We start from the raw sequence: 26,631 nt of genomic DNA, 5'->3' as shown, positions 1-26,631 counted from the left end.
CAAGGTCAACCTAACTCAGGTATAATTGATCGAACACGAATTAATCAGCGACCCAACATGGCCAAAACATTCAAAATTCTCTTTATCCTTGCTTTTATCGGTGCATTGGCAGCTGCTGGTATTGTCTTCGCGGTATACCAACAAGTAAAAGGAAGTATCCCTACCAAAGAAGAAATGCAAGCTATCGAGCTGCAAATCCCTTTACGAATCTACACTCGGGATGAGCAATTAATCGGAGAGTTTGGTGAGCAGCGTCGGACACCTGTTCGCTACGAAGATATACCTCTGGATCTTGAAAACGCGGTGTTAGCGGCAGAAGACAGTAATTTTTACCACCATCCAGGCGTCGATATCATGGGCCTATTACGTGCAGCCTATCAATTAGTATCGACCGGGGAAATTCAAAGTGGTGGTAGTACCATTACTATGCAGGTCGCGAGAAACTACTTTCTTTCCTTCGAGCAAACCTTTATGCGTAAGTTCACTGAGATCTTCATCTCTTTGAAAATGGAGCAAGAGCTTAGTAAACACGAAATTCTAGAGCTCTACATGAATAAAATTTACCTTGGCAAACGCGCTTATGGTTTTGATGCAGCGGCACAAGTGTATTACGGCAAGCCCCTCAGCGAGCTGTCTCTAGCGCAATACGCCATGATTGCAGGATTGCCAAAAGCCCCATCACGCTATAACCCTGTTGCCAACCCATCTCGAGCATTGATCCGTCGCAACTGGATTCTACAGCGCATGCTTACCTTAGGAATGATTGATAAAACCTCCTACCAGAATGCAGTAGAGTCCCCCGTTACCGCTAAAAACTATGGTATACAAGCGGATGTAGAGGCTAACTACGTGGCTGAGATGGTGCGTCACGAACTGTATCAAACTTATGGCGACAAGCTCTATACGGAAGGTCTTGTGGTGTACACGACCATCGATTCCAAGCGTCAAAAAGAAGCCAACCAAGCTGTTTACAACGGTGTACTTGCCTACGATGAGCGTCATGGTTACCGTGGCACGTTGGATACTCGTACCGATCTAATCGATGCCGCATTAGAAGATCAACAAGCAGCCTTTAACGAATTTGATAATATCCCTAATTGGACGTTGGCTTTAGTTTTAAGTACCGAAGATGAACAAGCCACTGTGCGCCTGCAGGATGGCAGCGCTGTGGACTTGCCTTTCTCAGCGATGAGCTGGGCGGCACCTTATATAAATGAAAATTACCATGGTAAAAAACCAAATGCGGTTAGCGATGTCATGGTTCCTGGCGATATCATCCAGTTACGTCCTGATGACGAAACAACCTGGCGCCTAGCGCAAACACCCGCCGTACAAAGTGCATTGATTTCTCTAGATAGCCGTGATGGCGCGATTGAATCCCTTGTCGGCGGCTTTAATTTCTTCGCCAATAAATTCAACCGTGTCACACAGTCTAAACGTCAACCTGGCTCGAACTTTAAACCTTTTATCTATGCAAGTGCTTTGTCGAATGGTTATACCGCGGCCAGCGTTATCAATGATGCCCCCGTTGTATTCAGAGACAGCAACTTAGCCAGCGCTTGGCGCCCGACTAATGACGGTGGAAAATTCTATGGCCCAACGCGATTACGCCAAGCTTTGTATCGCTCTCAAAATGTCGTCTCCGTTCGTTTGCTTGATGAAATGGGGGTTCGTCCTACACTCGATTTCATTAAGCGCTTCGGTTTTGACCCGAACGAATTGCCACATAACTTGTCCCTATCATTGGGCAGCGCTAACCTTTCTCCATTGCAGATTGCCTCTGGTTACACGGTCTTCTCAAACGGCGGCTTTCGCGTTCAGCCTTATTTAATTGATCATATCGAAGATCGTTCAGGCGACACGGTATTCAAAGCTGAGCCTATGACAGTTTGTCAGGATTGCACATTGCTTGAAGGCATAGACATCGATAGCCCGACAAAAGGCCTGTTCGATCGTAAGCAAGGCATCGTTGAACTACCGGTAGCGCCAAGGGTTTTGGATGCTGAAGTGAACTACATCATGTACGACATTATGCGCGATGTGATTCGCTATGGCACCGGACGTCGCGCTCGCGTGCTAGAGCGTGACGATATTGCAGGTAAAACCGGTACTACCAATGATGGCCGTGATGCTTGGTTCTCTGGCTTTAATGGCGACATTGTGACAACAGTTTGGACTGGCTTTGATGACATGTCTCCATTGGGGCGTGGTGAATGGGGTGGCTCTGCGTCTTTGCCAACTTGGATAAACTACATGCGCTCAGCACTCAGAGAGAAGCCATCAAGCTATGTTGATAAGCCATCATCTCTGGTCACTGTTCGTATTGACCCTACGACTGGTGAACGAGCGATTCCGGGGCAAAACAACGCTATTTTCGAACTGTTCCGTAAAGATCATGTTCCGGCTAAACGAACTGTCGCGAGGCCAGACTCTCAAGAAAGGTCATCGAATACAGAGACGAAATCAGCAGCCTCCAGCAATATCGCCATTGAGAATTTATTCTAAACCACAAAAAACGCTGCTATCTGGCAGCGTTTTTTTATGCTTCAAGCGTTACCTGTATTGTTAGCCATGATGACAAAGCAGGTAATCCGCTAGCTGTGCAAAGCCTTCACCACCTTCGGCATCGGTTAGGTAAGCCGGAAGATGTTTCAGCCTTGTTAAATGTGGCGCGATGTTCGCTACACCGACACTTAAAGGAAACTCCGCAAACATCGACTCGTCATTAGGAGCATCGCCTACGTAGATAACCTGTTGACGAGCTTGCACCATAGACAGTTGGAAAAAGTGCGTCAGCACATGACGCGCCATGACCACTTTATCCACCCCTGATTGGCAAACGTTGATGTGAATAGAAGACGCTTTCGCATTCAGCCCTTTCTCTCGCAAAAGAGCCAGTAACGCCTCTTTCTCTTGATGGGCGGGGGGCTGCACCTGCTGTGCGTAGTCGATCGCCACATCCGTTAATCGATAAGCTTGGTCCTTTGCCAAAGCCAAAGTAGGAAAACGCACCAATTCTGCTTGAACCGTTGCTAACAGAGACGCTTGCTCTGTACGCATAGCCGCCTCAGCGTTCAAAAAGTGATAGCGGATCGCACCAGACTTTGGCTCTAGAAACACACCGCCACCTTCACTGATGACACCTGCTACAGGCAGTACTCGGGCCATCATATCCGACCATCCTGCACAGCCACCAGTGACAGGGATTACTTTAACCCCTGCTTGTTCTAGCCGATACAAAGCACTAAGTGCTGCAGTCGGCAAACGGCCATGAAGCGTTAGCGTGTCATCAAAATCAGTGAGAACATAACGCACGTTCTTGAGTGTTGTCTGCGGTAAATCCACTAATGGTTTAGGCATGTTTGATTAACTCTTCGCTAAGCACAATCTCCACTCCTTGTTGCATCAATAATTGACGCTGCTCTACGGAAATAACGTCGGTGTACAGGGCTTCAACTGCGGCAAAGGATGTGACACAGGCGCCCGCTTTACGCCCCCACTTATGTTGATCTGCAACCAGCAACGCGTGGCGACTTTGCTCGATCAGTACACGACTTAAATTGGCTTCGTCTGGGTCAAAATCCAGAATGCCATAGCGTTCATGTAAGCCACCACAGCCTAAAATGCCATAATCAAATACATACTTGCGCATACTCTCAATGGCATCGCTTCCCACCAAGTCACAATGACGATGACGCATGCGCCCAGCCGTTAGCCTTACAGAAATGTCTTGGCGGTTTGCAAACAACGTAGCGACCGTCAGGTTATTGGTAAACACTTGCAGCTCTTGATGATTCAGTAACGCCTTTGCCACGTACTCCACCGTCGTGCCTATGCCTAAAAATACCGACGCACCATTAGGGATGACCTGGGCCACCTGTTGAGCGATTTTCTGCTTCGCATCACTGTTCAAAAATTGGCGATTCGCGAAGGGCAAATTTTCCGCTGTGGATACCGGCGCAATGCCGCCATGCTGGCGTCTGACCAAGTGTTTCTCAGCCAGCTGGTTAATGTCTTTTCGAATGGTTTGTGAGGACACATTGAAGCGTTCCACCATGTCCTCAACCAATAATAAATCGCACTGCTGCACCCAATTTAAGATGTGCAGCTGACGTTCATTTAAACTCAAATCATGACTCCAAATGCATAAACTGGTTAGGATCATCAGTGATCACCGCATCCATGCCCCACTGCCAGTGATCTTTAACCGCATCGGTGGTGTTAGCTGTGTAGCAAAGCAATTTATAGCCTGCCTCTTTTACCGCTCGCGCTTGGGTTTCAGTTAATTGCGAATAATCACAGTTTAAACTGTACGCCGCTATGCCAGAGAGTTTCTCCTGCCAATCCTGCGGTACATCTTCCACCAAGTAAGCCAAGTAAAGGGTGCTGTTTAAACGGTGGCAGACTTCCAAAGCTGGATAGTTGAAGCTTGAAATCATCAGCATCTCAGGGGCTTGCCAAAGCGCTTTTAACGTGGCCAAAATCGGAGGTACCACTGCTTCGACATCTGTGCCTTCGTATTTGATTTCTAAGTTAAGCCCTAAACCAAGATCCTGAATGCATGCTATCGCCTGCTCAAGTGTGGGCACCCCTTCCCCTGAAAACTCGCTACCAAACCAAGCTCCAGCATCCAAAGATAAGACCGTTTTAAGCTCTGCGTCTGCTGTCACACCAGAACCATTGGTGCAACGATCCAAGGTATCATCATGAAAGATCACAAGACCACCTTGAGCAATTGGGTAGACATCAATTTCCACCCATTTTACACCCGTTTTCGCTGCAGCTTTAATCGATGCCAAGGTGTTTTCTGGCGCTAACAATGCCGCCCCACGGTGCCCCATAACTTTGCTCAGTTGCATGATTTCTCTACCCTCTGTTGGGTCTCAGCATCGAATAAATGCCAAGCGGATTCAGGAACCCTAAGGGGCAAGCGCTCTCCCAACTTAGGCGTATGATGTCCTGCCAATCGTACTACAAAGTTTGGTGTGTTGCCGTCTCCTAATTGAAGTCTACCGTGGACTAAGGTTTCCGCACCCAAGGCTTCCACTGCTTTCACGCTCAGCATGACATCGGCTTCTTCTGCAGCACAGATTTCCACATGCTCAGGTCGAATTCCCCAAATAAGCTTTTGATCCGCTAGCTGTGGACAAGGCAAGCGGATATCCACACCTAGTTGCAAATACTCACTTTTCATCGCGGTGGGGATAAGATTCATGGACGGTGAGCCAATAAATTGCGCCACAAACGTCGATGCCGGGCGATCATACAATTCCATTGGGGTGCCAATCTGCTCCGCATGACCTTTATTCAACACCACCAATCGATCGGCCAACGTCATGGCTTCGACTTGGTCATGGGTCACGTATAGCGTGGTCGTTCCCAGCTTACGCTGCAACTCACGAATCTCCACACGCATTTGCACACGTAGTTTTGCATCTAAGTTGGACAAGGGCTCATCGAATAAAAAGACCTTAGGATCACGCACCATGGCACGCCCCATGGCAACACGCTGGCGCTGTCCGCCTGACAATTGCTTCGGTTTACGACTCAACAGCTCTTCAAGCCCAAGCATTACGGCGACCGCATTCACCTTGGTGTCGATCTCGTCTTTATTCACACCTCGGTTTTTCAAACCATAGGCCATGTTGTCGTACACGGACATATGTGGATAAAGCGCATAGTTTTGAAACACCATGGCAATGTCGCGCGCAGCAGGCTCTTTGTCATTCACCCGCTCGCCTTTGATCAGCAAGTCCCCTTGGGTAATGGTTTCCAAGCCTGCCACCATACGGAGCAAGGTTGACTTACCACAACCGGATGGTCCCACTAAAACAATGAATTCACCTTGTTCAATATTCAGGTCAATACTGGGGATCGCGTGATATCCGTTAGCGTAGGTTTTTCCAATATTTTCTAAGACTAAATCTGACATGCTACTTCTCCGCGTCCACCAGACCTTTAACAAATAATTTCTGCATACATACCACCACTAACACTGGCGGTAGCATGGCTAATAATGTGGTGACCATAACTTGGTTCCATTCCACATCACCTTGCTCCACAGAGAGCATCCGTTTAATACTCATGACCAAGGTGTAATAGGCATCATCTGTGGTCACTATCAACGGCCACAAATACTGATTCCAGCCATAGATAAACATGATCACAAACAGGGCTGCGATATTGGTGCGCGACAATGGCATCAAGATGTCAAAGAAGAAGCGAATCGGCCCTGCGCCATCTATACGAGCCGCTTCCACCAATTCACCGGGTACCGTCATAAAGCACTGGCGAAATAAAAATGTTGCCGTGGCACTGGCAATCAAAGGCAGTACTAAACCTGAATAACTGTTGAGCATATCGAGGTTCGCAACCACTTCATAAGTCGGCACAATGCGCACTTCAACGGGCAGCATCAAGGTAATGAAAATGACCCAGAACGCTGCGCCTCGAAATGGAAAACGGAAAAACACAATCGCGTAAGCAGATAAAATGGAGATCGCAATTTTGCCGATGGTAATACCCAATGCCATCACCAGCGAATTCAGCATCATCGACCATACTGGGACATCGATGCCATTCCCTGCTTTAGCGAACAACACCGCGCCCCAGTTTTGGATCGCCTGATCACCAAACCAGAGTGGGATTTCCCCAGAACCAAAGGCTTCCGTAGGATGCGTCGATGCGACTAGCGCCACCCAGACAGGCAATGCCACCATGGCGATGCCCAAGAGTAGAGAAAGGTGGCTAATGGCCGTTAGCCAAGGACGATTTTCAATCATTAGTATTCCACCTTACGCTCAATGTAACGGAATTGAACCACCGTCATAATCCCCACCAATCCCATTAGCACCACAGATTGTGCCGCGGAGCTGCCTAGATCCAGACCAATGAAGCCGTCATTAAAGACCTTGTACACCATGGTGGCGGTGCTCACACCTGGACCACCTTGAGTGGTCGCATCGATCACACCAAAAGTGTCAAAGAAGGCATACACCAAATTCACGACCAATAAGAAGAATGTGGTCGGTGATAGCAACGGAAACACAATGTCCCAGAAGCGTTTTGCAGGGCTGGCACCATCAATTGCAGCCGCTTCAATCAAAGAACGTGGCACCGCTTGAAGGCCCGCTAAAAAGAATAAAAAGTTGTAGCTGATCTGCTTCCAAGTGGCAGAAATTACCACCAAAATCATCGCTTGATCACCGTTTAAAAAGTGATTCCACTCGACACCCACCGTTTTTAACCAGAGCGCAACGGGCCCCATACTTGGGTCAAAAAGAATCCACCATAAAACACCTGCCAACGCAGGGGCGACGGCATAGGGCCAAATCAGCAACGTCTGGTAAGCCAACTTGCCTCGAATCACACGATCGGCCATCACTGCCAGCCACAAGGCTAACGCCATACCGAGGAAAGCCACCGAGAAACTAAAGATCAACGTCACACCGATCGAGGTGTAATACTGTGGGTCTTGGAAAATATCAATAAAGTTATCTAAACCGACAAACTCTCGGCTTAGACCAAAAGCGTCTTCTTGATAAAACGCTTGTTCAATGGCCTGTTCGGCAGGCCATAAAAAGAAGATAAAGGTAATCACTAACTGTGGTAACAGCAGCAAATACGGCAGCTTCTTTTGTGGAAAATGTACGGACATACTCGCACTCAGCTATTTGGAGCAAACATCAAAGCAAAAAAGCCCCCCTCCGAGAGAGGGAGGCACCTCAAGAGTGAGGAAGTGATGATCAGTTATTCGCTTTTTCGAACTTACGCAGTAACGCGTTACCACGTTCAACCGCTTTATCTAGGGCTGCTTGAGCGTCCGCATCACCGCTCCAAACCGACTCTAGCTCTTCGTTGATGATGTCGCGGATTTGCACAAAGTTACCTAGGCGTAGACCTTTAGAGTTTTCAGTTGGTGTCACAGAAGTCATTTGAATCACACCTGTTTCCGTACCTGGGTTCGCATCATAGAAACCTTGACCCTTAGTTAGATCGTAGGCTGCATGAGTGATCGGTAGGTAGCCTGAGAATTGGTGCCAGTCAGCTTGCATGTCTGCACGAGATAGGAAGTTTAGGAACGTTGCCACACCTTGGTATTCTGCATCGCTCTTACCTTGAAGCACCCAAAGTGATGCGCCACCAATGATGGTGTTTTGTGGGGTATCGATTTGGCTCGCCCAGTAAGGTAATTGCGATACACCAAAATCAAATTTCGCATTACGCTTCATGCCAGCATATCCTGCAGAAGAGCCCATGAACATCGCACATTCTTGGCTGTAGAATTTCGGTGCAGAATCACTACGACGGCCACCGTAGCTGAAGATGCCGTTTTGCTGCCACTCGCTCATTTTCGAGATATGCGCAACCTGTACAGGACCGTTAAACTCAAACTCGGTGTCCATGCCAGCGAAACCGTTCGCCTTCGTCGCAAAAGGCACATTGTGACGCGCACTTAAGTTTTCTAATTGAATCCAAGACTGCCAAGAGGTAGTGAAACCACACTCCACTCCGCTATCCAGTAGTTTTTGCGATACGGTTTCCATGTCTTCCCAAGTTTTTGGTGCCGACACGCCAGCTTTCGCAAACAGTTCCTTGTTGTAATACAGCACAGGTGTTGAGCTGTTAAATGGCATAGAAAGCATGTTGCCATCTTGGTCTGTATAGTAACCCGTTACAGAGCTTAGGTAGTCATCCTGATTGAACGGCTGACCTTGTTCACGCATCAATTTGTAAACTGGGTAAATCGCGCCTTCTGCGGCCATCATGCTCGCCGTTCCTACTTCGAACACCTGCACAATCGCTGGCTGCTGCTTAGCACGAAACGCCGCAATCGCTGACGTCATGGTTTCAGTGTAGTTACCTTTGTAAACCGGTTTTACTTCATACAAGTCTTGGGCACTGTTAAATGCCTGCGCAATTTCTTCAACTTTCTCACCGTTAGCGCCACCCATTGCGTGCCACCACTCAATCTGTGTCGCAGACATCGCAGAGCCTGAAACCGCTAATCCTACCGCTAATGAAACCAATGCACGTGAACTCATGCTAATAACCCTCGTTGTAAGCCAAAAATGGAATAAGTATTCGTCATAACGCATCAAACGAGGGTCAATGTACGTGCGTAATGTTTCATTTTGATGATATTTAAATTTCAAATGAAACTAATATCTTTCATTTGAACAATATTTTGTCCCTTATCGAACTTATAAAACGAAAGAAGGGTTTCAAGTCTGCCTTGAAACCCTTTTTTCAACAAAGCCAATGTCTCGCTATACGCTACTCTTGCGAGTTAACTTGCGCCAATACCGCTTCGATTTCCTGTTTCTTTTTACGGGATTTAAAAAAGTTTGCGATCACCGATGCGGCAGTAATGCCGATCAGAGCGGACAACATGTCATCATTGCCATAGCTGACAATGAAGCTATAAATCAGCAGCACACTACCAATAATCAATATCAGTGGTTGATAGGAAACCTTCAACTCACCAGTTTGTTCATTTTGAACAATGGTGACACCATAAAATGATCCGATTGAGCCAACATAAATACGGCGTGGGAAGGCTTTTAATTTAGCGGGATAACCCTGCTCTTCTAATAATGTCGTAATGTCTTCTAATTGCTTCATGATTTCGTCTTTGATTGCACACCGCCTGTGACCGCGATACGCATACCTTCTTCCATCGTTACATCTAAAGGCGTCAGTTTATCCCGTTCAACGTATACCGTCATACCACCGATTTGATAGCTCAAAGGGAGATAAACACCCACTAAATTCGCGTCGCCAAACAGTCGCTGTCCCATTTTTTCACCAGTAACAAAACCAATGACCTGCATACCTTGGATTTCTAACGACACGACACTCTGCTGTTCAGTTTTATTGGACAGACTGAACACTGTCATCATGTCTTGCAACGCCCCATAGATCGATTTTACTAAGGGGATGTTCTCAAACACCCTGTGACTTACTTTCATTAGGTAGCGAACGCCGTAAAAGTTCACCACTAAGCCAATCAGAGCCAATCCTGCTAGGCAGGTTAACACTCCAAGCCCAGGAAAATAGTAATCAACTGGCCATACCAACAACACTAGCGGGCGTACCAATGTCTCGGCTGTAGTAAACAACCAATAAATAAAATAGACCGTCAGGCCAATCGGTAAAACGGCCACTAAGCCTTTTAATACTAAGGATATCAGTTTATTCATTTTGCGCTCCATTAGGAGTAACAGAGCATACAAAACCCGTACCAGCATAGATAGAGAGTTGGACGCAATGATTCGGCAATAACATAGGAAAGAGCGTCACACTTGTCTGGCTTAGAGGTTTAAAGCCCGTTATTCTGCTGTGTCAGGTAAAAGGGAGAAGTTCATTGAATTACAAACGCTTAGAGACTTTTGTTTGGGTCGCCTCACTTGGCAGTTTTCGTAAGGCAGCAGAACGCATGCACACCACGCAACCCGCGATTTCTGCACGCATCTCAGCCTTGGAATCCGAACTGGGGGTGAAACTCTTTGAACGGGAAGTTGGCTCAGCCCCCATCGCCCTAACCGCTAAAGGCAAAGACTTACTGCCTTACGTTGAGAAGATTTTGTACCAATCGGAACAGCTACGTAAACGAGCAGAAAGTACAACCGCTTACTCGGGCGTAATTCGTATTGGCGTTTCGGAAACCATTGCCCACACCTGGCTATCGACGTTTTTGTCTCGTTTGCACAATGAAATGCCCAAACTGGATGTGGAACTCACTGTCGAAGTCACCACCGTGCTCTCGGCAGGGATCAAAGACCGCTCTATTGATTTAGGGCTTTTAATGGGGCCTATTAATGACCCAAGTATTGTCAATTTAGACTTATGCACCTTCTCACTTTCTTGGGTAGCCAGCCCAATGCTTAACTTACCTGACCGTTTGCTGTATCTCGAAGAACTGGCTCCTTGGCCAATCATCTCCTATGCCCGAAACAGCAAACCTTACGCTGAAATCTCTCAGAAATTCAGAGAGTTAGAAGGGCCACCAGCGCACTTTTTTGCGTCCACCTCGCTCGCTGCCTGTCGCAGTTTAGCGCTGGATGCGGTAGGCGTTGCTACCATGCCAGATGTCATGATTGAAGACGCTCTGCAGGCAGGGACACTCAAACGTATTCGCGCCATTTGGACGCCATCAGAGCTAAAATTCACCGCATCCTATTCGGACGAGCCATTTAATCCCATCGCAGAAGTCGCCGCGAAAATCGCCGTTAAAACCGCTAATGAATACGCCCAAATGAACACTTGATAAAAAAAATTGATCAAAAATACCAAAAAAACACGATTAGACTTTTTATAGGGTGTACTTCTACTCTTGATTTAACCCAACTGTGATAAAAATTAGGAAAACAGTCATGCCTCAGTCATCGTTAACCTTGTTGCAACAGACCTCAGAACTCCGCCAAGCGATACGTCGTAAAGAGCACACTGGCCCGACTAGTGGCCTAGCAACGGGAGCAATGCAAGGTAACGTCGTGATTCTACCAGCTGAGTACGCAAACGAGTTTTTACTGTTCTGTCAGAACAACCCTGTCTCTTGCCCTTTGATCGGTGTTTCAGAAGTTGGCGATTACCGCATGCCTATGTTGGGCGAAGACATCGATATGCGTCACGATATTCCTGAGTACTATGTCTATCGCAACGGTGAAAAAGTAGAAAGCCGTGCGGACATTGAAGCACTTTGGCAAGACGATATGGTTGCGTTTGTCTTAGGTTGCTCGTTTTCCTTTGAGCATGCTTTATCCCAAGCTGGCTTAACACCTCGTAACATTGAGGAAGGCGTTAATGTTTCCATGTTTGAAACCAATATTGCGACGACGCCTGCTGGACGCTTCCATGGTAATACCGTAGTAACCATGCGTCCCTACGTACCAAAAGACGCCATCCGAGCGATTCAAATTACAACACGCTTTCCCAAAGCCCACGGTGCACCACTACATTTTGGCAACCCAGAAGCCATCGGTATCAATGATCTAGCCCAACCAGAATTCGGTGATGCAGTCAGTATTCGTGAAGGTGAAGTGCCGGTTTTTTGGGCCTGTGGCGTGACACCACAATTGGCGATTCGCAATGCAAAACCTCCGATCTGTATCACCCACGCACCAGGTAAGATGCTGGTCACTGATATTCTCGATACTGACTTAGCGGTCTTTTAGTGTCTGCTTTACCGTGCAGATGCCCTAACTCTGCATGGCGATTTTTATAATCAAAAATAAATCTAACCCTTCACTTTGAAAGGACAAGGAACAATGAAAAAAATCACAACAGCGTTAGTGTTCGGCAGTTTGCTCTCTACCTCTGCAATGGCAGATAAATGGCACATGCCAACACCTTATGGTGACGGCAACTTGCCAACTCAAATTGCTTACGGTTTTGCTGAAGAAATCAAAGAGAAAACCGGTGGAGAGCTGGACATTACCGTTCACTCAGCGGGTTCTTTGGTTAAACACACAGAGATCCCACGAGCAGTGAAAACGGGCCAAGTACAAATTGGTGAAGTATTCCTAGGTATTTTAGGTAACGAGCACCCTGTCTTTAAACATGACAATATCCCTTTCCTAGCGACATCTTTCGAAGACGCGAAGTCACTGTGGGAAGCCGCCAAACCAGCCGTTGAAAAACAACTGGATAAAAGCGGTATGAAGCTACTGTACGCGGTGGCATGGCCAGCACAAAGCCTTTACACCAAGATGCCAGTGTCACAACTAAGCGATCTTGAAGGCTCTAAAATGCGTGCTTACAGCCCATCGACCTCCCGTCTTGCTGATCTAATGGGCACTACACCGACGACCATCCAAGTACCGGATATCCCACAAGCATTCAGCACGGGGATCATCCAAGCCATGATCACCTCTCCTTCAACAGGTGTCGACAGCCAAGCATGGGACTATGTTAACTACTACACCGATGTCAAAGCGTGGATTCCAAAGAACATTATCGTGGTTAACAAACGTGCATTCCGCCGTTTAGATAAAGACACTCAAACCGCCATCCTAGACGCGGCAAAACATGCTGAAGCTTTGGGTTGGGAAAAAGTTGCTGAACGCGCTGCGAGCGACAAGCAGAAGCTAATCGACAACGGCATGAATGTATCCGATCCATCCGATGCGCTAATCAAAGAGCTTCAAGCAATTGGTAATACCATGGTGTCCGAGTGGAAAGCCGAAGATCCACAAGAAGTGGGCGCTATCCTAGATCGTTACCAGCCATAAGCGTTTCTCGCGCAACCTGAGTCTCCCTCTTTCTGTATCAGAGGGAGACACTGTTCAAGAAGAGAGCACCATGAAACATTTCAAAGATACCTGCTATCGTATGTCAGGATGGCTTTCTGGCCTATGCATCGTCGCCATTACATTGCTACTGCTTGCTCAAATTGTTGGGCGACTGTTCGGCTTTATCGTTCCCTCTGCGGAAGATTTTGCGGGCTTTGCCTTAGCCGCAGCGACTTTTTTCGGCTTGGCGTACACCTTTCACGAAGGCGGGCACATTCGAGTTACATTGTTGATTCAACGCCTCAACCAAGGCCCGCGTAAAGTACAAGAAGCCTTCGTACTGACGTTAGGTCTGATCCTAAGCGTCTTTGTCGCCTACGCTTGCTGCTACATGGTGTATGAATCTTACATTTATGAAGAGGTGTCATACGGCTACATCCCTGTTCCCTTATGGATTCCTCAACTGAGTGTCGCCCTAGGCTCCATTGCCTTAGCACTTACTGTGCTGGACGCTTGGCTCAGTGCGATTCGTGGTCAATCCCCACACTATATTCGTCATGAAGACGAACTGTCTCTGGAGGACTAACCATGGATTTAACACTTATTTCAATTATTCTCGCGGTCGCTATGCTTGCTATGCTGGCGCTAGGGGTTTGGGTCTCTTTTACCCTAATTTTTATCGGTGGTTTGGGACTGATTCTGTCCGAGAACTATCAAATCGGGTTGTTATTCTCGACGTCTTCATGGGGTGCCAGCACCGCTTGGTCCCTGACAGCATTGCCGCTGTTTATCTGGATGGGTGAGGTGCTATTCCGTACTCGTTTGTCCGAAGACTTATTCAAAGGATTATCTCCTTGGCTGGGAGGCGTTCCAGGCAAGCTGTTCCACGTCAACATTTTAAGCTGTGGCATCTTTGCCGCCGTATCTGGCTCTTCTGCAGCCACCGCGGCGACCATTGGTCGTATGACCTTGCCAGAGCTTAAAAAGCAAGGTTACAGCGAGCGTATGGCGATCGGCACATTGGCTGGCTCTGGTACGTTAGGTCTCTTGATTCCACCGTCTATTATCTTGATCGTTTACGGCGTCGCGGCGGAAGTATCTATTGCACGCCTATTCATTGCGGGGGCGCTTCCGGGGTTACTGTTGGTCGCACTCTTTATGGGTTACACCATGATTTGGGGGCTGATGCACAAAGACGAATTACCGCAACAAACGCGTGCACAAGTCAGTTGGAGCGTCAAATTTAAAGCGTTGAAGCAGTTGCTACCTGTTGTGGGTCTGATTGGCTTTGTCCTAGGTTCGATCTATGGTGGCATTACCACGCCGACAGAAGCTGCTGCCATTGGCGTAACTGGCGCATTGATCATCGCCGCGGTGACTGGTTCTCTTAACGTCAGTAGCTTTATGGAAAGCCTAATGGGCGCGGTAAAAAGCTCTTGTATGATCACCTTTATTTTAATTGGTGCTCACTTCCTAACCCTTGCGATGGGGTTCTTAGGCATCCCGAAAGAATTAGCGGTTTGGATTGGCAGCATGAACCTGTCACCTATGGAATTGATTCTGTATCTAACCGTGCTGTTTGTGATTTTGGGCTGTTTCCTTGATGGAATTTCTGTCGTGGTACTGACGGTTGCAGTGGTTCTTCCAATGGTGGATGCCGCGGGTATTGATCTTCTTTGGTTCGGTATTTTCATCGTGCTGGTTGTGGAAATGTCGCAGATTACACCACCAGTAGGCTTCAACTTATTCGTGATCCAATCCCTTACCGGGCGCGATATTTTATACGTCGCACGTGCGGCACTGCCGTTCTTCTTATTGATCGGTGCCGCTATCGTCTTAGTGACGCTGTTCCCTGAAATCGTCACTTACTTACCCACCACAATGTCGCAACGCTAACGGAGGCTATTATGAAATTAAACTGTGATATGGGCGAAGCCTTTGGTACATGGAAAATGGGCATGGATGAACAAATCATGCCATACGTTGATCAAGCGAACATTGCCTGCGGCTTCCATGCTTCAGATCCACTGACCATGAGCAAAACCGTCGCGCTTGCGAAACAACATAATGTCACCATTGGCGCGCACCCAGCGTATCCTGATTTGGTGGGGTTTGGTCGCCGTAACATGGACATTGCGCCAACAGAGTTAAAAGCCCTTATTCAGTATCAAGTGGGCGCACTACAAGGTATTTGTAAAGTTCACGGGACTCAGGTCACCTACGTAAAGCCACATGGCGCACTTTACAATACGATGATGGCGGATTTCTCGGTACTGGAAACCGTGATGCAGGCGGTCAGCGAATTGGATCAAACACTGGTTCTGATGGTGATGGCCATTCCAGAATCCGATCAAGTGAGAGCCTTAGCGGAAAAATACCAGTTAACACTTTGGTTCGAAGCATTCTCCGATCGCCTGTATACAGATGAAGGACGCCTCACGCCACGTAAACAAAGCGGTGCAGTACATCAGACCTTTGACTTGATTGAGCAACAAGTGCTGCAGCTTAGCGAGCAAGGCGCGTTAACCACTGAATCCGGTCAGTTATTAGCGATTCAGGCCGACACCATTTGTGTCCATGGTGATGGCGCTCATGCCGTGGAAGCCGTCCAGCGTATCCGCCAAGTGGTTGATGGTGCCAGTGCCTTATGAAGGATAACCAAGCATCTGCTTCCACAGCCACTCCTATTGAAATCAGCCTAGTGAGCGATCAAGCGTGCTTACTACAGTTTTCAAACGTCATCAGTGATGCAGTGGCAGATCAGATCAGTCTCGTGACCACTGCGCTTCGCGAGCTTGGGGGGATTATTGACCTGATCCCGTCATACACCACTTTATTGGTGGTATTTGATACCAGCTGCTTTGACCGTTTTGCCATTCAGAAAGCCCTTCAGAAAGTTTTAGCCTCTATTGATTGGTCCAGTGCAGGGAATCGTGTCAGCCAGGAAGTCGTCATTCCTGTGTACTTCGGCCCAGAGGTCGGACCAGACTTGGAAGATGTCGCAAAGCATTGTCAGCTAGACACAGATGAAGTGATTCGCCTCCATAGCACTACGACGTATCGAGCTTACGCTATTGGCTTCACTCCCGGCTTTGCCTTTCTTGGTAATACGCCAGAAGCCTTGCACGTGCCACGTAAAACAACACCTCGTTTAAAAGTACCAATTGGAAGTGTGGCCATCGCCGAGCGTCAAACAGCGGTTTATCCAAGCGTAACCCCTGGAGGGTGGCAAATCCTCGGACGCACTCCTATTGCCTTGGTGGACTGGGCAAGTGATAGCTTAGCGCTGATCAATGCAGGAGACAGCGTTCGCTTTGAGCCTATGACTAAAGAAGAGTTTTTAGCACAAGGGGGGAATCTAGATGGCTTTTAAGGTATTAAAGCCCGGCATGCTGACATTGCTGCAAGATCTCGGGCGACATGGCTACCAGCATTTAGGGGTTACCTCGGGCGGCCCCATGGATGAAGTTGCTTTTCGATGGGGCAATGCTCTGCTGGATAACCCAGATAATGCACCACAACTAGAAATTACGTTTGGTATGCTCTCATTAGAAGCAACACAGCCAACTAGCATTGCGATTGCAGGGGCTGACTTAGGGGCAACGATCAACGGTGAAGCAGTTATGCCGTGGCAAACCTATGAGATCAAAACAGGAGATGTGCTTAACTTCCAACAACCTAAATTCGGCTTGAGGGCCTATCTGGCGGTCAAGGGCGGCTTCCTGGCTACACCAGTGCTTGGCAGTGTCGCTACCGTCATGCGTGAATCCTTGGGAGGCTTTGATGGCAGGGGAAGCAAGGTTCAAAAAGGCGACTTACTGCCCTTTCACGCAACCTCACACCATACGCCAAGACACTTGCCTAGATTGGCCATTCCAAACTATGAGCAAGCCGAGATCGATGTTGTCACAGGGTATCAGTACGCCCGTTTTTCTGGTCTAGATCGCGCCCGCTTCTTTAACAGCGACTACACACTTAGCCAAAACTGTGATCGCATGGGTTATCGGTTGGAAGGGCAAGCCGTTGGCCAAGATCAGCCGGGCATCATTTCTGAAGGCATCGCCTATGGTGCGATTCAGATCCCCAGCGATGGCAATCCCATCGTTTTACTCAGAGACCGTCAGACCATTGGCGGTTACCCCAAAATTGGCTGTGTCACGAATATTTCTGGCGGCTTGCTGGCACAGAAAAAACCTGGGGATAAAATCGGCTTCCGCTTTATGACGATTGACCAAGCAGAACGCGAGCGACACCTACAAATGGCTCGTTTGCATCAATGGCGTTAACCAAATTCAACTTAAAAGCGCTCTTTTACACTTAATATCCAACGAGTAAAGGAGCGCAACTTTTCGACATCTATCATTACATATCTCCTTTTGTGATTTACTCACTTTTATAATAGTGTTTAAGCATCATGTCGCAAGGAACGTCTTACCCAAATAATCTGTTAGGTACGTTTATTTCTTCCTTACTGGTTAAATTGCGACTCTCAATCAGGTTGTAAGTATGCGAAAAGATAAACGGCTAAACGATACCACTTCATTGTTAGTTTGGACGATGGCTGGCATTATTCTGTTGGCAACGTTGGTTGGTGCTGGAATGCTGATTAGCACAATCAACAATTTGCGTATTCAACAGCAAGAACTGCTGGAGCAGCAAAACATTATGCTGCGCTCCACCTCTCACCTGCGTGAAATTGTTCCAGCTCAATTCAACACCATTCTCCAGCACTTAATAGAGGATGATCATAATCACACAGTGAATTACGCTAGTTGGATTAAGCAATATCAGACAGCAGTAACCGATTTACAAAAAACCTCTGTTCAAGAAGAGGAGCTATTAGCTTTAACAAACCTGTTAATACAACAGGGTATCGCCATAAAGCAGGTTTTTCATGATATTAGTGATTGGCATGACCGTAAGGCCAGATTCGCAAACCAGGTAGACCTTGAGCAACTGACTTTGAAAGCTCAACGAAAAGTTGAAGCGCTGCGCAGCTTGGCTAATGCCTTAAACAGTCGCTATCGCCAACAAGAAAATCGCACCCTTTATGAATACAGTCGTCAGCAAAAAGAGACTCAAGAGAATATTCTCGAATACTATATCAACTTAAGAAACTCCAAACTTGACACAGCTTTAACGACAATAATTGAAGATGTGGTTGCTATCGAAACAGCTTTATTCTCGCTTTTATATATCAAAAACAATGATGAATTACATGATGTTATTGACAGTAACTTAACCCCTTCAATAACTCTTTTAAGGGAAGCGTTAAACATTATTCGGCCAGTTTACCCAGCTTACGCATCCAGTATAGATCGCCAAATGAATGAACTCATCGGCATTCTATACAGCAATAAAGCGTTGCAGCTAGATATGACTACCGACTCTTCTTATTCTGCTGCACTATTGAACAACCTAAAAACCAAAATTGCGCTTGAAAATGAAGCTAATGCACTAAAGACAACCCTAACGAATACATTTTTGCCGATCGAATCTTATCTAACTCAAGTCAACGCTCTGGTGCAAAAAGCGTCCCATTCATTTGAAAAGCGCATTGGTGATGCTCTTCGAGCAGTCAATTTTCAATCAGGCATCATCAGCACCATTACTATTTTAATCACTCTTTTTCTAGCTTGGGCAATCACGCGTAAGCTCTCCTCCCACTTAAAACACGTCGTTGAAAGTGAAGACCGCTTCCGTTCTATGTTCGATTCTTCTCCAGATCCAGCATGGATCATGATCAATGAGAAGATTATGGAAACGAATGAGGCAGCCAAACGCAAATTGCATCATCTAATGGGAAACATTGATAGATGCTCATTTATTGAGTTGTCACCACCTCTCCAAGCGAACGGCCAGTATTCGACAAAAGAAATGGAAGAACTGATTAATAAAGTCAATTCAACGGGACAAGCCCAGACAGATTGGCTTTTCAAAGGTAAAGATAGGCAGCAGATATACGCTGACATGACCCTATTATCGGTCACTTATCAGGATCAAAATGCCATTATTTGTACTTGGCGAGACATCACCAAACGCCAACAAAATCAACTATCTCTGGAGTCCTACAAAGCGCAACTAGAACAAGAGATTGAAGCGCAAACTTTTGAGCTAAAACAAGCAAAAGAAAGTGCAGAGAAAGCCAACCAAGCGAAAAGTGACTTTCTGGCTAATATGAGCCATGAAATACGCACCCCGATGAATTCCATTATTGGTATGTCCCATCTAGCTTTACAAACAGGCCTCGAGGATAAGCCAAGAAATTACATTCAAAAAGTGCTCGGTTCTGCGGAATCCCTTCTCGGCATTATTAATGACATTCTCGATTTCTCGAAAATAGAAGCAGGGAAAGTGGAAATTGAAAGGCACCCTTTTCTATTACAAGATGTTCTCTCGGATGTAGCGAATATTTTATCTCTAAAAGTCGAGGACAAAGGCCTTGAACTTATCTTTAATGTCTCACCCGGGTTGCCAAACCGATTTATCGGAGATGCTTTACGCCTGAAACAGGTCTTACTCAATCTTGGCAATAATGCGGTTAAATTCACCAGCACCGGTGAGGTGATTATTCACGTAGGTCTATATCGCACTCTTAATGATCAGAACATTGAATTGCACTTTTCAATCCAAGACACTGGCATCGGTATTAGTGAGGAGCACCAGAAACACCTGTTCCGCTCTTTCTCACAGGCTGATTCATCCACCACACGACGCTTTGGTGGTACTGGTCTAGGCCTGGCTATTTCAAAACAGCTGACTGAGCTAATGGGCGGTGATATATGGCTCGAAAGTAAAGAGAACCAAGGTAGCACGTTTCACTTTACCATTCAGTTGGGTATATCTGATGAGCTTGATAAACAGGAAAGGGTCACACACGAGCACGGTATTCAGCGTGTTTTGGTAGTTGACGACAATGATGCTGCAAGAGAAATACTCAGCTCAAATGTCAAAGCTTTAGGGTTATGCTGTGATTCTGCTAAAGATGGTTACCAAGCTATTGAGCGAGTCCAACGAGCTCAGTTTGAAGGCGATGAATATCAGCTTATTTTGGTCGACTGGCAAATGCCTAAAATGGATGGCATCGAGACCTGCCGTCACATTATGAATCAGTCAAAGAAAACACTTCCTACCATGATTATGGTCACCGCACACAGCTTAGCAACGGTCAAACAAGCGGCTATTGATGTAGACATTGCTGGCTACTTGACTAAGCCTGTCACTTTATCCAGCCTATTTGATGCCATCATGTCATCACATCGTTTAGATAAAGACATCATCGCTGAGCAAGTGGAGAGTAGCGAAACACAAACACACTATTCAAATTTACATGGTGCACGCATTCTTCTAGTAGAAGACAATGAGATTAACCGAGAATTAGCAGAAGAACTACTCCTTCAGCAACATGTTGAACTCAGCGTTGCCCCAAATGGTCAAGAAGCACTCAAACAGATTGAAAAGAATTCCTTTGATCTCATCTTAATGGACTGTCAGATGCCTGTTATGGATGGCTATGAAGCCACCCGCGCCATTCGCCAACAGACGCAATTTGCTGATTTACCTATCATAGCCCTGACCGCCAATGCACTCACTCAGGATATTGAAAGGGCTATGGAGGCAGGAATGAATGACCATATAGCCAAACCTATAAACATCCAAAAGATGTTTTCTACTATATCTAAATGGCTACCTAAGCAGACATTGCCCTCGACGAATCAGAGCCAGCAGAATTCTTCTACAGCGCGTGGGTCTAAAGGACAGGCTAATACAAGGTTGCCTCACTTACCTAACCTCAATATTCAACATGGCCTTGCACATACTCAGAGTGAAAATCTCTACTGTAAAATGCTGACTCGCTTTATTGAAAAATACCAAAACTTTATGACTGAGCTTGAAGAACACTTATCTCAGCAAGAGTGGGATGACGCCAAACGTATAAATCATAGCCTGAAATCGATTGCCGCCACACTTGGAATGACGCACCTGAGTGAGATAGCAGCAAAGTTAGAGACCAATTGTTTACAACAAGAAGTCAAATCTGAACTGGCTTTCGAGCTAGAAAGCATTCTCAGTGGCTTAATGCTATGGCAATCAAAATTACCTAAGAAGAACTGCGATCAAGACACTGAAGAGTCATTAAGCGATGAAGAAAAACTCGAAAAATTGAGAGAATTACGCCATCAACTAGAACAAAACTCGATTGATGCGCAAGACCTTGCAAAACAACTTGCACCTCATTTCACCCAAGAAGATGAAAAAGCCATATTCAAACTGATTTACGATGCCATAAACTTTTATGACTTTGATAAAGCCTTAGCTCATATCGACAGTTTAGATAGAACGATTCAACCTTAGCGAGTGCAATCATGACCGATTTCAGCAAGCTTCCCTCAATCGATACAACAACACAAGCGACTATCTTACTTGTCGATGACGCCCCAGAAAATATAGATCTATTAGCGGCCGCCCTTCGTGATAGTTATCGCTTAAAAGTTGCTCTCAACGGCAAACGAGCGCTGACCATCGCACAGAACAATCAGCAACCAAAACCAGATCTTATTTTACTCGATGTCATGATGCCTGATATGGATGGTTATGAAGTATGTAAACGCTTAAAAGCTGACCCAACAACCGCCCATATTCCTATCATTTTCGTGACAGCTAAACACGAAGTCGAAGATGAAGAATATGGTTTTAATATAGGCGCCGTAGACTATATTACTAAGCCTTTTACGCCTGCGTTGGTTCGCGCCCGTGTACGGACTCATTTGGCGCTATTCGATCAAAATCGCCAATTATTCAACCTAATAAAAGAGCGAACCAAAGAGTTACAAGATAGCAAGCTACGTATCATTCGACATCTTGGTAGAGCTGTCGAATATAAAGATAATGAAACAGGTGCTCATGTCATAAGGGTGAGCCTAATTTCACGTTTATTAGCTGAACGCACTGTAAGCGACCAGGCATGGATAGAGCGCATATTCCAAGCAGCCCCAATGCATGATTTGGGTAAAATTGGGATACCAGATAATATACTTTGTAAGGCAGGTAAACTCACTCCTGAAGAGTGGCACGAGATGAGAAAGCACCCCCTAATAGGTGCACAAATCCTTGACTCTAAAGAAGATCCCTTGCTGCGCATGGCCAGCACTATTTCTTTAACCCATCATGAAAAATGGGACGGCAGTGGTTATCCAAACAAGTTAGCGGGAGATGAAATCCCATTAGAAGGGCGTATTGTTGCGATTTCCGATGTGATAGATGCATTAATGTCAAAAAGACCTTACAAGGAACCTTGGACTGTCGAACAAACTATCGAATATTTAGATGAGCAGAAAGGGAAGCATTTTGATCCCACCTTAGCGGATCTAGCGATTAATTTGATGCCACAGATTATTGAAATTAGAGACTTACACCCTGATTAGAAGGCGATCTCAATACCGATAGCTTTTTTAAATCAACAGACTAGATAATAACAATTTTACTAATTTACAGCTATCTTCTAATATGTATCTCGTTGGTAACGCAAACAGCGAAATACACTTACTTAGGAGATGAACATGATTAACACTCAAATCAAACCATTCAACGCGACTGCATTTAAAGAAGGCGAATTCGTAGAGATTTCTGAAAAGGACGTTCTAGGCAAATGGGCCGTGTTCTTCTTCTACCCAGCTGACTTCACTTTCGTATGTCCTACAGAGCTTGAAGATCTTGCAAACAAATACGAAGAACTTAAAGGCATGGGCGTAGAAGTATTCTCTGTATCTACAGACACTCACTTCTGTCACAAAGCTTGGCACGACACTTCTGAAGCAATCGGCAAAATCAACTACTACATGGTAGGTGACCAAACGGCAACGATCACTAACAACTTCGGTGTTCTACGTGAAGGTCAAGGCCTTGCTGACCGTGCTACTTTCTTGATCGATCCAGAAGGTACTATCCAAGCAATGGAAATCACTGCAGAAGGTATCGGCCGTGACGCTGAAGACCTAATGCGTAAAGTGAAAGCTGCTCAATACGTAGCTGCACACCCAGGTGAAGTTTGCCCAGCTAAATGGAAAGAAGGTGAAGCGACTCTTGCTCCATCTCTAGACCTAGTAGGCAAAATCTAAGACGCCTCTTCCTTTGTTGGGCGCTTAGCGCCCAACATCGGGCTTAGCCTTCCAGTGCAAGGCAGATAAAGCCCAAAACTTATTTTTCGAGCTAAGGAACCTCACACCTCAAAGAGCAGGTGCTGACCTCTCTCGCCCGAAATTTATTGGCACTGTAATCATTTTAGTAAAACTCAACTAATACAACGGGTTAATCAATATGTTAGACGCAAACATGAAACAACAGTTGGGCACATACCTTCAAAACATCGTTAATCCGATTGAGATTACTGTGTCCTCAAATGGCAATGCAAAATCTGAAGAACTACTAGAATTAGCACGTGAAATCACCGAGCTAAGTTCAGCAAAAATTTCCATGTCTGTGAATGAAAACTCAGCGGGCCGCGCACCACAAATGACCGTGGGACCACAAGGCGGCGAAGCACGTGTTCACTTCGCAGGTATTCCAATGGGTCACGAGTTCACCTCTCTTGTATTGGCACTATTACAAGCGGGTGGTCACCCATCGAAAGCGGCTCAAGAAACACTTGAGCAAATCAAAGGTTTAGACACTGAGCTGAACTTTGAAGTATACATTTCATTGTCATGTCACAACTGTCCTGATGTGGTTCAAGCCGTTAACCTAATGGCTGTATTGAACCCTAAAGTGACCGCGACAATGATCGATGGTGGCTTGTTCCCACAAGAAATCGAAGACCGTAAGATCATGGGTGTACCAGCCGTTTTCCTAAACGGTGAGCACTTTGGACAAGGCCGAATGACTCTGGACGAGATTTTAAACAAGGTCGATACCGGTGCAGAAGCCAAACAAGCCGCTGCTTTAGCAGAAAAAGCGCCATACGACATGTTAGTTGTAGGTGGTGGTCCAGCAGGTTCAGCGGCAGCGATTTACGCGGCACGTAAAGGCATCCGTACTGGCGTGGTAGCGGAGCGCTTCGGTGGCCAAGTGGCAGATACGATGGCAATCGAAAACTTTATTTCTGTTAAAGCCACTGACGGTCCTAAGCTTGTCGCAGGTCTAGAACAGCACGTACTAGACTACGATGTTGATTTGATGAAAACGCAAAAAGCCGTGCGTGTAGAGAAAAAAGATCTGATCGAAGTCGAGCTTGAAAACGGTGCCGTACTGAAAAGTAAATCTGTCGTACTTGCAACCGGTGCTCGCTGGAGAGAAATGAATGTACCTGGAGAGCAAGAGTACAAAACAAAAGGCGTTGCTTACTGCCCACACTGTGATGGCCCACTATTCAAAGGCAAGAAAACAGCCGTAATCGGTGGTGGTAACTCCGGCATTGAAGCAGCGATTGACCTTGCAGGTATTGTCGAACACGTTACCGTTCTGGAATTCGGTGACAAGCTACGTGCCGATGATGTTTTGGTTAAGAAAGCCGAGTCCTTGCCTAACGTAACCATCATCAAAGAAGCCATGACGACTGAAGTATTAGGCAACGGTGAACATGTTACGGGGCTTCAATACACCGACCGTAAGACAGGTGAATCACACAAACTGGATCTAGCTGGTATTTTCGTGCAGATCGGTTTGGTACCTAACAGTGAATTCCTAAAAGATACTTTGGAACTGACTGATCGTGGTGAAATCGTGATCGATACCCATGGCCGCACTTCAATGGATGGTGTCTTTGCAGCGGGTGACGTAACTAATGTTCCGTTCAAGCAAATCATCATCTCAATGGGTGCAGGCGCTACGGCAGCACTGGGCGCATTTGACTACTTGATTCGTAACTAAACCTTAGTTAAAACAGCTAAACATCAAACCGCCTTCGGGAAACCGTAGGCGGTTTTTTTATTCAAGTATTTATGGCGACCATAGCCGCCTCACCTTCACCTCTTTTGACTTTAATGGTAATTTAGCTGGTCAACAAGGATAAGAAATTAGACTAGGAGAGTCCTGTGAAATTCATTTTTGTAGATGCTGAGAATACTGGTCCTGCTTTGCTTGAAGCTATTCAAGCAAGTATTTCAGATAAAGTATTGGTGTACTCTAAGAGCGAAAATGTAAAAACCATTTGTGAACGCAAACTTTTCATTTTTAATTCAAGCTACCCACAAGGCTCTAATCAAGCAGATTTTTATATTATTGGAGACCTCGTTGGCATCATAATGTCACTCACAGAAGAGCAGAGAAAAGTCTGTCGATTTACACTCTTTACTGAAGATAATGCATTAAAAACAGCCTTTACCTTCCAATGCAAGCTTCATAAAGCCCCTCACAACATTGCACCATTTTCTAAAGCCAAAGAATTAGAGAAGAAGTCATGTACACTCTCCCCAAAAAAAGAAAGCTCTTCTCAAATACCTGCTCTCGAGCTGGAACAGCTGGAAAAAAAGATACTTAAAACCCTTAGTAGTCCAAAAACTGCAGAATCAGCGAGAACGTCTTTAAAGCTTACAAGCCAAACCTTTAATAAAGCATTTCAATCATTGATTCGTAAAAATAAGATTCAGCGTGATAAAAATGCTAGAAGAAATGGGTTGCTTAATTCAATACAGATTAGTCACTATGAAAACTATCCTAGCTCTATTTTTTTCTATCCTTTTAGTATTTCCTATTCTTACTTTCGCGAACGACGTTCGCCTTGCGAAAGCCTATAAAACCCAGCAAAGCGACCTGCAAATCCAAGGAAGGGGAAAAGTGGTTCAATTACTAAGAGATGATACCAAAGGCTCGCAACACCAACGATTCATTCTAAAATTGAACAATGGTCAGACGTTGCTCATCGCTCATAATATCGATCTCGCACCACGTATTCCACGTTTACAAGTGGGTGATATGGTTGAGTTTTACGGAGAGTATGAATGGAACAACAAAGGCGGCGTGATTCATTGGACACATCACGACCCGAAGAACCATCATGCTCACGGATGGTTAAAGCATAATGGTCAATTTTATCAATAAGAGTCTAAATCAGGATTATCCTTCGAAGGCTGTTGGCAATAAAAAGAAGATCACAAAGACAAACCAAACGATAGCAAATACGCCAGCAACCCCCATAATCCAGCGCAATCCAAGCGGTTTTTTCGGTTTCTCGCCCATGCCATGCTGCGCTATATACTCGGATACTGCTTGCTCTGGTGTCTCTGCTTCAACCTGGCCACGTGCTGTATAACCACACACAGTAAAGTTATCTATGTCACTGTCATCGTACTCTGCACGAATAAGGTCACCACGTTGTAATACGGTAAAAGTTGGCATGTCAGTATCTCTTAGAATAAAGTGCTGTAGTATCGTACTAAATAATAACATTTCTCAACTGTTATAG

Annotated in this window: 25 protein-coding genes; 15 read left to right on the top strand and 10 right to left on the bottom strand. The window is 46.0% G+C overall.

Annotation, left to right across the window (positions count from 1 at the left end):
* Nucleotides 1-57: 57 nt before the first annotated feature.
* Entirely contained in the window at nt 58-2,505 is a 2,448-nt protein-coding gene (locus ACXAC1_RS09585) for a penicillin-binding protein 1A (RefSeq protein WP_475061278.1), read from the top strand.
* 60 nt (nt 2,506-2,565) lie between these two features.
* Here the strand turns inward: ACXAC1_RS09585 and ACXAC1_RS09580 are convergent, their stop codons facing one another.
* The 9 genes from ACXAC1_RS09580 to ACXAC1_RS09540 form a co-directional block, all read right to left on the bottom strand.
* Complete coding sequence (locus ACXAC1_RS09580; protein ID WP_475061275.1) at nt 2,566-3,360, bottom strand: HAD-IIB family hydrolase; 795 nt, start codon at nt 3,358-3,360, stop codon at nt 2,566-2,568.
* Nucleotides 3,353-4,129 (bottom strand): DeoR/GlpR family DNA-binding transcription regulator, encoded by a 777-nt coding sequence (locus ACXAC1_RS09575; protein ID WP_475061273.1) that lies wholly within the window; start codon nt 4,127-4,129, stop codon nt 3,353-3,355. The genes ACXAC1_RS09580 and ACXAC1_RS09575 overlap by 8 nt, the downstream gene beginning before the upstream one ends.
* Before the next feature lies 1 nt (nt 4,130).
* Entirely contained in the window at nt 4,131-4,859 is a 729-nt protein-coding gene (locus ACXAC1_RS09570; RefSeq protein ID WP_475061271.1) for a glycerophosphoryl diester phosphodiesterase, read from the bottom strand.
* Nucleotides 4,850-5,932 (bottom strand): sn-glycerol-3-phosphate import ATP-binding protein UgpC, encoded by a 1,083-nt coding sequence (locus ACXAC1_RS09565; protein WP_475061269.1) that lies wholly within the window; start codon nt 5,930-5,932, stop codon nt 4,850-4,852. The genes ACXAC1_RS09570 and ACXAC1_RS09565 overlap by 10 nt, the downstream gene beginning before the upstream one ends.
* A gap of 1 nt (nt 5,933) precedes the next feature.
* Entirely contained in the window at nt 5,934-6,782 is an 849-nt protein-coding gene (gene ugpE / locus ACXAC1_RS09560; RefSeq protein ID WP_475061267.1) for a sn-glycerol-3-phosphate ABC transporter permease UgpE, read from the bottom strand.
* Complete coding sequence (gene ugpA, locus ACXAC1_RS09555; protein ID WP_475061265.1) at nt 6,782-7,657, bottom strand: sn-glycerol-3-phosphate ABC transporter permease UgpA; 876 nt, start codon at nt 7,655-7,657, stop codon at nt 6,782-6,784. The genes ugpE and ugpA overlap by 1 nt, the downstream gene beginning before the upstream one ends.
* Nucleotides 7,658-7,745: 88 nt before the next feature.
* Nucleotides 7,746-9,044 (bottom strand): sn-glycerol-3-phosphate ABC transporter substrate-binding protein UgpB, encoded by a 1,299-nt coding sequence (gene ugpB, locus ACXAC1_RS09550; RefSeq protein WP_475061262.1) that lies wholly within the window; start codon nt 9,042-9,044, stop codon nt 7,746-7,748.
* Between the two features lie 232 nt (nt 9,045-9,276).
* Nucleotides 9,277-9,624 carry a hypothetical protein gene (locus ACXAC1_RS09545; protein ID WP_228190564.1) on the bottom strand — a complete coding sequence of 116 codons (348 nt, stop codon included), beginning with the start codon at nt 9,622-9,624 and terminating at the stop codon, nt 9,277-9,279.
* Nucleotides 9,621-10,202, bottom strand: coding sequence for a DUF502 domain-containing protein (locus ACXAC1_RS09540; RefSeq protein WP_475061259.1), 582 nt, complete (start codon nt 10,200-10,202; stop codon nt 9,621-9,623). Before ACXAC1_RS09540 ends, ACXAC1_RS09545 begins: the two co-directional genes overlap by 4 nt.
* 164 nt (nt 10,203-10,366) lie before the next feature.
* Here ACXAC1_RS09540 and ACXAC1_RS09535 point away from each other — a divergent pair, with 164 nt between their 5' ends.
* The 14 genes from ACXAC1_RS09535 (at nt 10,367) to ACXAC1_RS09470 (ending at nt 26,267) form a co-directional block, all read left to right on the top strand.
* Entirely contained in the window at nt 10,367-11,269 is a 903-nt protein-coding gene (locus tag ACXAC1_RS09535) for a LysR family transcriptional regulator (RefSeq protein ID WP_475061257.1), read from the top strand.
* 106 nt (nt 11,270-11,375) lie between these two features.
* The gene (locus tag ACXAC1_RS09530; protein WP_475061255.1) at nt 11,376-12,176 is read left to right on the top strand and encodes a putative hydro-lyase; all 801 of its coding nucleotides are present in this window, start codon (nt 11,376-11,378) and stop codon (nt 12,174-12,176) included.
* A gap of 93 nt (nt 12,177-12,269) precedes the next feature.
* Nucleotides 12,270-13,232 (top strand): TRAP transporter substrate-binding protein, encoded by a 963-nt coding sequence (locus tag ACXAC1_RS09525; RefSeq protein WP_417508007.1) that lies wholly within the window; start codon nt 12,270-12,272, stop codon nt 13,230-13,232.
* A gap of 70 nt (nt 13,233-13,302) precedes the next feature.
* The gene (locus ACXAC1_RS09520; RefSeq protein ID WP_475061253.1) at nt 13,303-13,818 is read left to right on the top strand and encodes a TRAP transporter small permease; all 516 of its coding nucleotides are present in this window, start codon (nt 13,303-13,305) and stop codon (nt 13,816-13,818) included.
* 2 nt (nt 13,819-13,820) lie between these two features.
* Nucleotides 13,821-15,128, top strand: a complete 1,308-nt coding sequence (locus ACXAC1_RS09515) for a TRAP transporter large permease (RefSeq protein ID WP_475061250.1) — start codon at nt 13,821-13,823, stop codon at nt 15,126-15,128.
* Between the two features lie 11 nt (nt 15,129-15,139).
* Nucleotides 15,140-15,883, top strand: a complete 744-nt coding sequence (locus tag ACXAC1_RS09510) for a 5-oxoprolinase subunit PxpA (protein ID WP_475061248.1) — start codon at nt 15,140-15,142, stop codon at nt 15,881-15,883.
* Nucleotides 15,880-16,605 carry a 5-oxoprolinase subunit PxpB gene (gene pxpB, locus ACXAC1_RS09505; protein WP_475061244.1) on the top strand — a complete coding sequence of 242 codons (726 nt, stop codon included), beginning with the start codon at nt 15,880-15,882 and terminating at the stop codon, nt 16,603-16,605. The genes ACXAC1_RS09510 and pxpB overlap by 4 nt, the downstream gene beginning before the upstream one ends.
* On the top strand, nt 16,595-17,518 hold the full coding sequence (locus ACXAC1_RS09500) for a 5-oxoprolinase subunit C family protein (RefSeq protein ID WP_475061242.1): 924 nt from the start codon (nt 16,595-16,597) through the stop codon (nt 17,516-17,518). The genes pxpB and ACXAC1_RS09500 overlap by 11 nt, the downstream gene beginning before the upstream one ends.
* 220 nt (nt 17,519-17,738) lie before the next feature.
* A complete protein-coding gene (locus tag ACXAC1_RS09495; RefSeq protein WP_475061240.1) occupies nt 17,739-21,587 on the top strand; it encodes a response regulator in 3,849 nt (1,282 codons plus the stop codon).
* Nucleotides 21,588-21,598: 11 nt separating this feature from the next.
* Nucleotides 21,599-22,657, top strand: coding sequence for a response regulator (locus tag ACXAC1_RS09490; protein WP_475061238.1), 1,059 nt, complete (start codon nt 21,599-21,601; stop codon nt 22,655-22,657).
* 135 nt (nt 22,658-22,792) lie between these two features.
* Nucleotides 22,793-23,350, top strand: coding sequence for an alkyl hydroperoxide reductase subunit C (gene ahpC / locus ACXAC1_RS09485; protein ID WP_133564637.1), 558 nt, complete (start codon nt 22,793-22,795; stop codon nt 23,348-23,350).
* 199 nt (nt 23,351-23,549) lie between these two features.
* Nucleotides 23,550-25,097 (top strand): alkyl hydroperoxide reductase subunit F, encoded by a 1,548-nt coding sequence (gene ahpF, locus ACXAC1_RS09480; RefSeq protein ID WP_475061236.1) that lies wholly within the window; start codon nt 23,550-23,552, stop codon nt 25,095-25,097.
* Between the two features lie 164 nt (nt 25,098-25,261).
* Complete coding sequence (locus ACXAC1_RS09475; protein WP_475061234.1) at nt 25,262-25,963, top strand: hypothetical protein; 702 nt, start codon at nt 25,262-25,264, stop codon at nt 25,961-25,963.
* A complete protein-coding gene (locus ACXAC1_RS09470) occupies nt 25,872-26,267 on the top strand; it encodes a DUF3465 domain-containing protein (RefSeq protein WP_475061232.1) in 396 nt (131 codons plus the stop codon). Before ACXAC1_RS09475 ends, ACXAC1_RS09470 begins: the two co-directional genes overlap by 92 nt.
* A 15-nt stretch (nt 26,268-26,282) precedes the next feature.
* Here the strand turns inward: ACXAC1_RS09470 and ACXAC1_RS09465 are convergent, their stop codons facing one another.
* Nucleotides 26,283-26,564: a hypothetical protein gene (locus ACXAC1_RS09465; RefSeq protein WP_475061230.1), complete on the bottom strand. Its 282-nt coding sequence runs from the start codon at nt 26,562-26,564 to the stop codon at nt 26,283-26,285.
* Between the last annotated feature and the right edge of the window lie 67 nt (nt 26,565-26,631).

The sequence above is a fragment of the Marinomonas sp. AWM4_232 genome (assembly GCF_056158325.1).
Note: the sequence above shows the minus strand (reverse complement) of the source record. Positions and strands in the feature narration are given on the sequence as shown.

Coding starts and splice junctions, on each gene's coding strand:
- ugpE (WP_475061267.1), bottom strand. CDS start 6,782: ATGATTGAAAATCGTCCTTGGCTAACGGCCATTAGCCACCTTTCTCTA.
- ACXAC1_RS09585 (WP_475061278.1), top strand. CDS start 58: ATGGCCAAAACATTCAAAATTCTCTTTATCCTTGCTTTTATCGGTGCA.
- ACXAC1_RS09510 (WP_475061248.1), top strand. CDS start 15,140: ATGAAATTAAACTGTGATATGGGCGAAGCCTTTGGTACATGGAAAATG.
- ahpC (WP_133564637.1), top strand. CDS start 22,793: ATGATTAACACTCAAATCAAACCATTCAACGCGACTGCATTTAAAGAA.
- ACXAC1_RS09565 (WP_475061269.1), bottom strand. CDS start 5,932: ATGTCAGATTTAGTCTTAGAAAATATTGGAAAAACCTACGCTAACGGA.
- ACXAC1_RS09530 (WP_475061255.1), top strand. CDS start 11,376: ATGCCTCAGTCATCGTTAACCTTGTTGCAACAGACCTCAGAACTCCGC.
- ACXAC1_RS09465 (WP_475061230.1), bottom strand. CDS start 26,564: ATGCCAACTTTTACCGTATTACAACGTGGTGACCTTATTCGTGCAGAG.
- ACXAC1_RS09495 (WP_475061240.1), top strand. CDS start 17,739: ATGCGAAAAGATAAACGGCTAAACGATACCACTTCATTGTTAGTTTGG.
- ACXAC1_RS09525 (WP_417508007.1), top strand. CDS start 12,270: ATGAAAAAAATCACAACAGCGTTAGTGTTCGGCAGTTTGCTCTCTACC.
- ACXAC1_RS09545 (WP_228190564.1), bottom strand. CDS start 9,624: ATGAAGCAATTAGAAGACATTACGACATTATTAGAAGAGCAGGGTTAT.
- ACXAC1_RS09470 (WP_475061232.1), top strand. CDS start 25,872: ATGAAAACTATCCTAGCTCTATTTTTTTCTATCCTTTTAGTATTTCCT.
- ACXAC1_RS09580 (WP_475061275.1), bottom strand. CDS start 3,360: ATGCCTAAACCATTAGTGGATTTACCGCAGACAACACTCAAGAACGTG.
- ugpB (WP_475061262.1), bottom strand. CDS start 9,044: ATGAGTTCACGTGCATTGGTTTCATTAGCGGTAGGATTAGCGGTTTCA.
- ACXAC1_RS09515 (WP_475061250.1), top strand. CDS start 13,821: ATGGATTTAACACTTATTTCAATTATTCTCGCGGTCGCTATGCTTGCT.
- ACXAC1_RS09540 (WP_475061259.1), bottom strand. CDS start 10,202: ATGAATAAACTGATATCCTTAGTATTAAAAGGCTTAGTGGCCGTTTTA.
- ACXAC1_RS09520 (WP_475061253.1), top strand. CDS start 13,303: ATGAAACATTTCAAAGATACCTGCTATCGTATGTCAGGATGGCTTTCT.
- ACXAC1_RS09570 (WP_475061271.1), bottom strand. CDS start 4,859: ATGCAACTGAGCAAAGTTATGGGGCACCGTGGGGCGGCATTGTTAGCG.
- ahpF (WP_475061236.1), top strand. CDS start 23,550: ATGTTAGACGCAAACATGAAACAACAGTTGGGCACATACCTTCAAAAC.
- ACXAC1_RS09490 (WP_475061238.1), top strand. CDS start 21,599: ATGACCGATTTCAGCAAGCTTCCCTCAATCGATACAACAACACAAGCG.
- ACXAC1_RS09500 (WP_475061242.1), top strand. CDS start 16,595: ATGGCTTTTAAGGTATTAAAGCCCGGCATGCTGACATTGCTGCAAGAT.
- pxpB (WP_475061244.1), top strand. CDS start 15,880: ATGAAGGATAACCAAGCATCTGCTTCCACAGCCACTCCTATTGAAATC.
- ugpA (WP_475061265.1), bottom strand. CDS start 7,657: ATGTCCGTACATTTTCCACAAAAGAAGCTGCCGTATTTGCTGCTGTTA.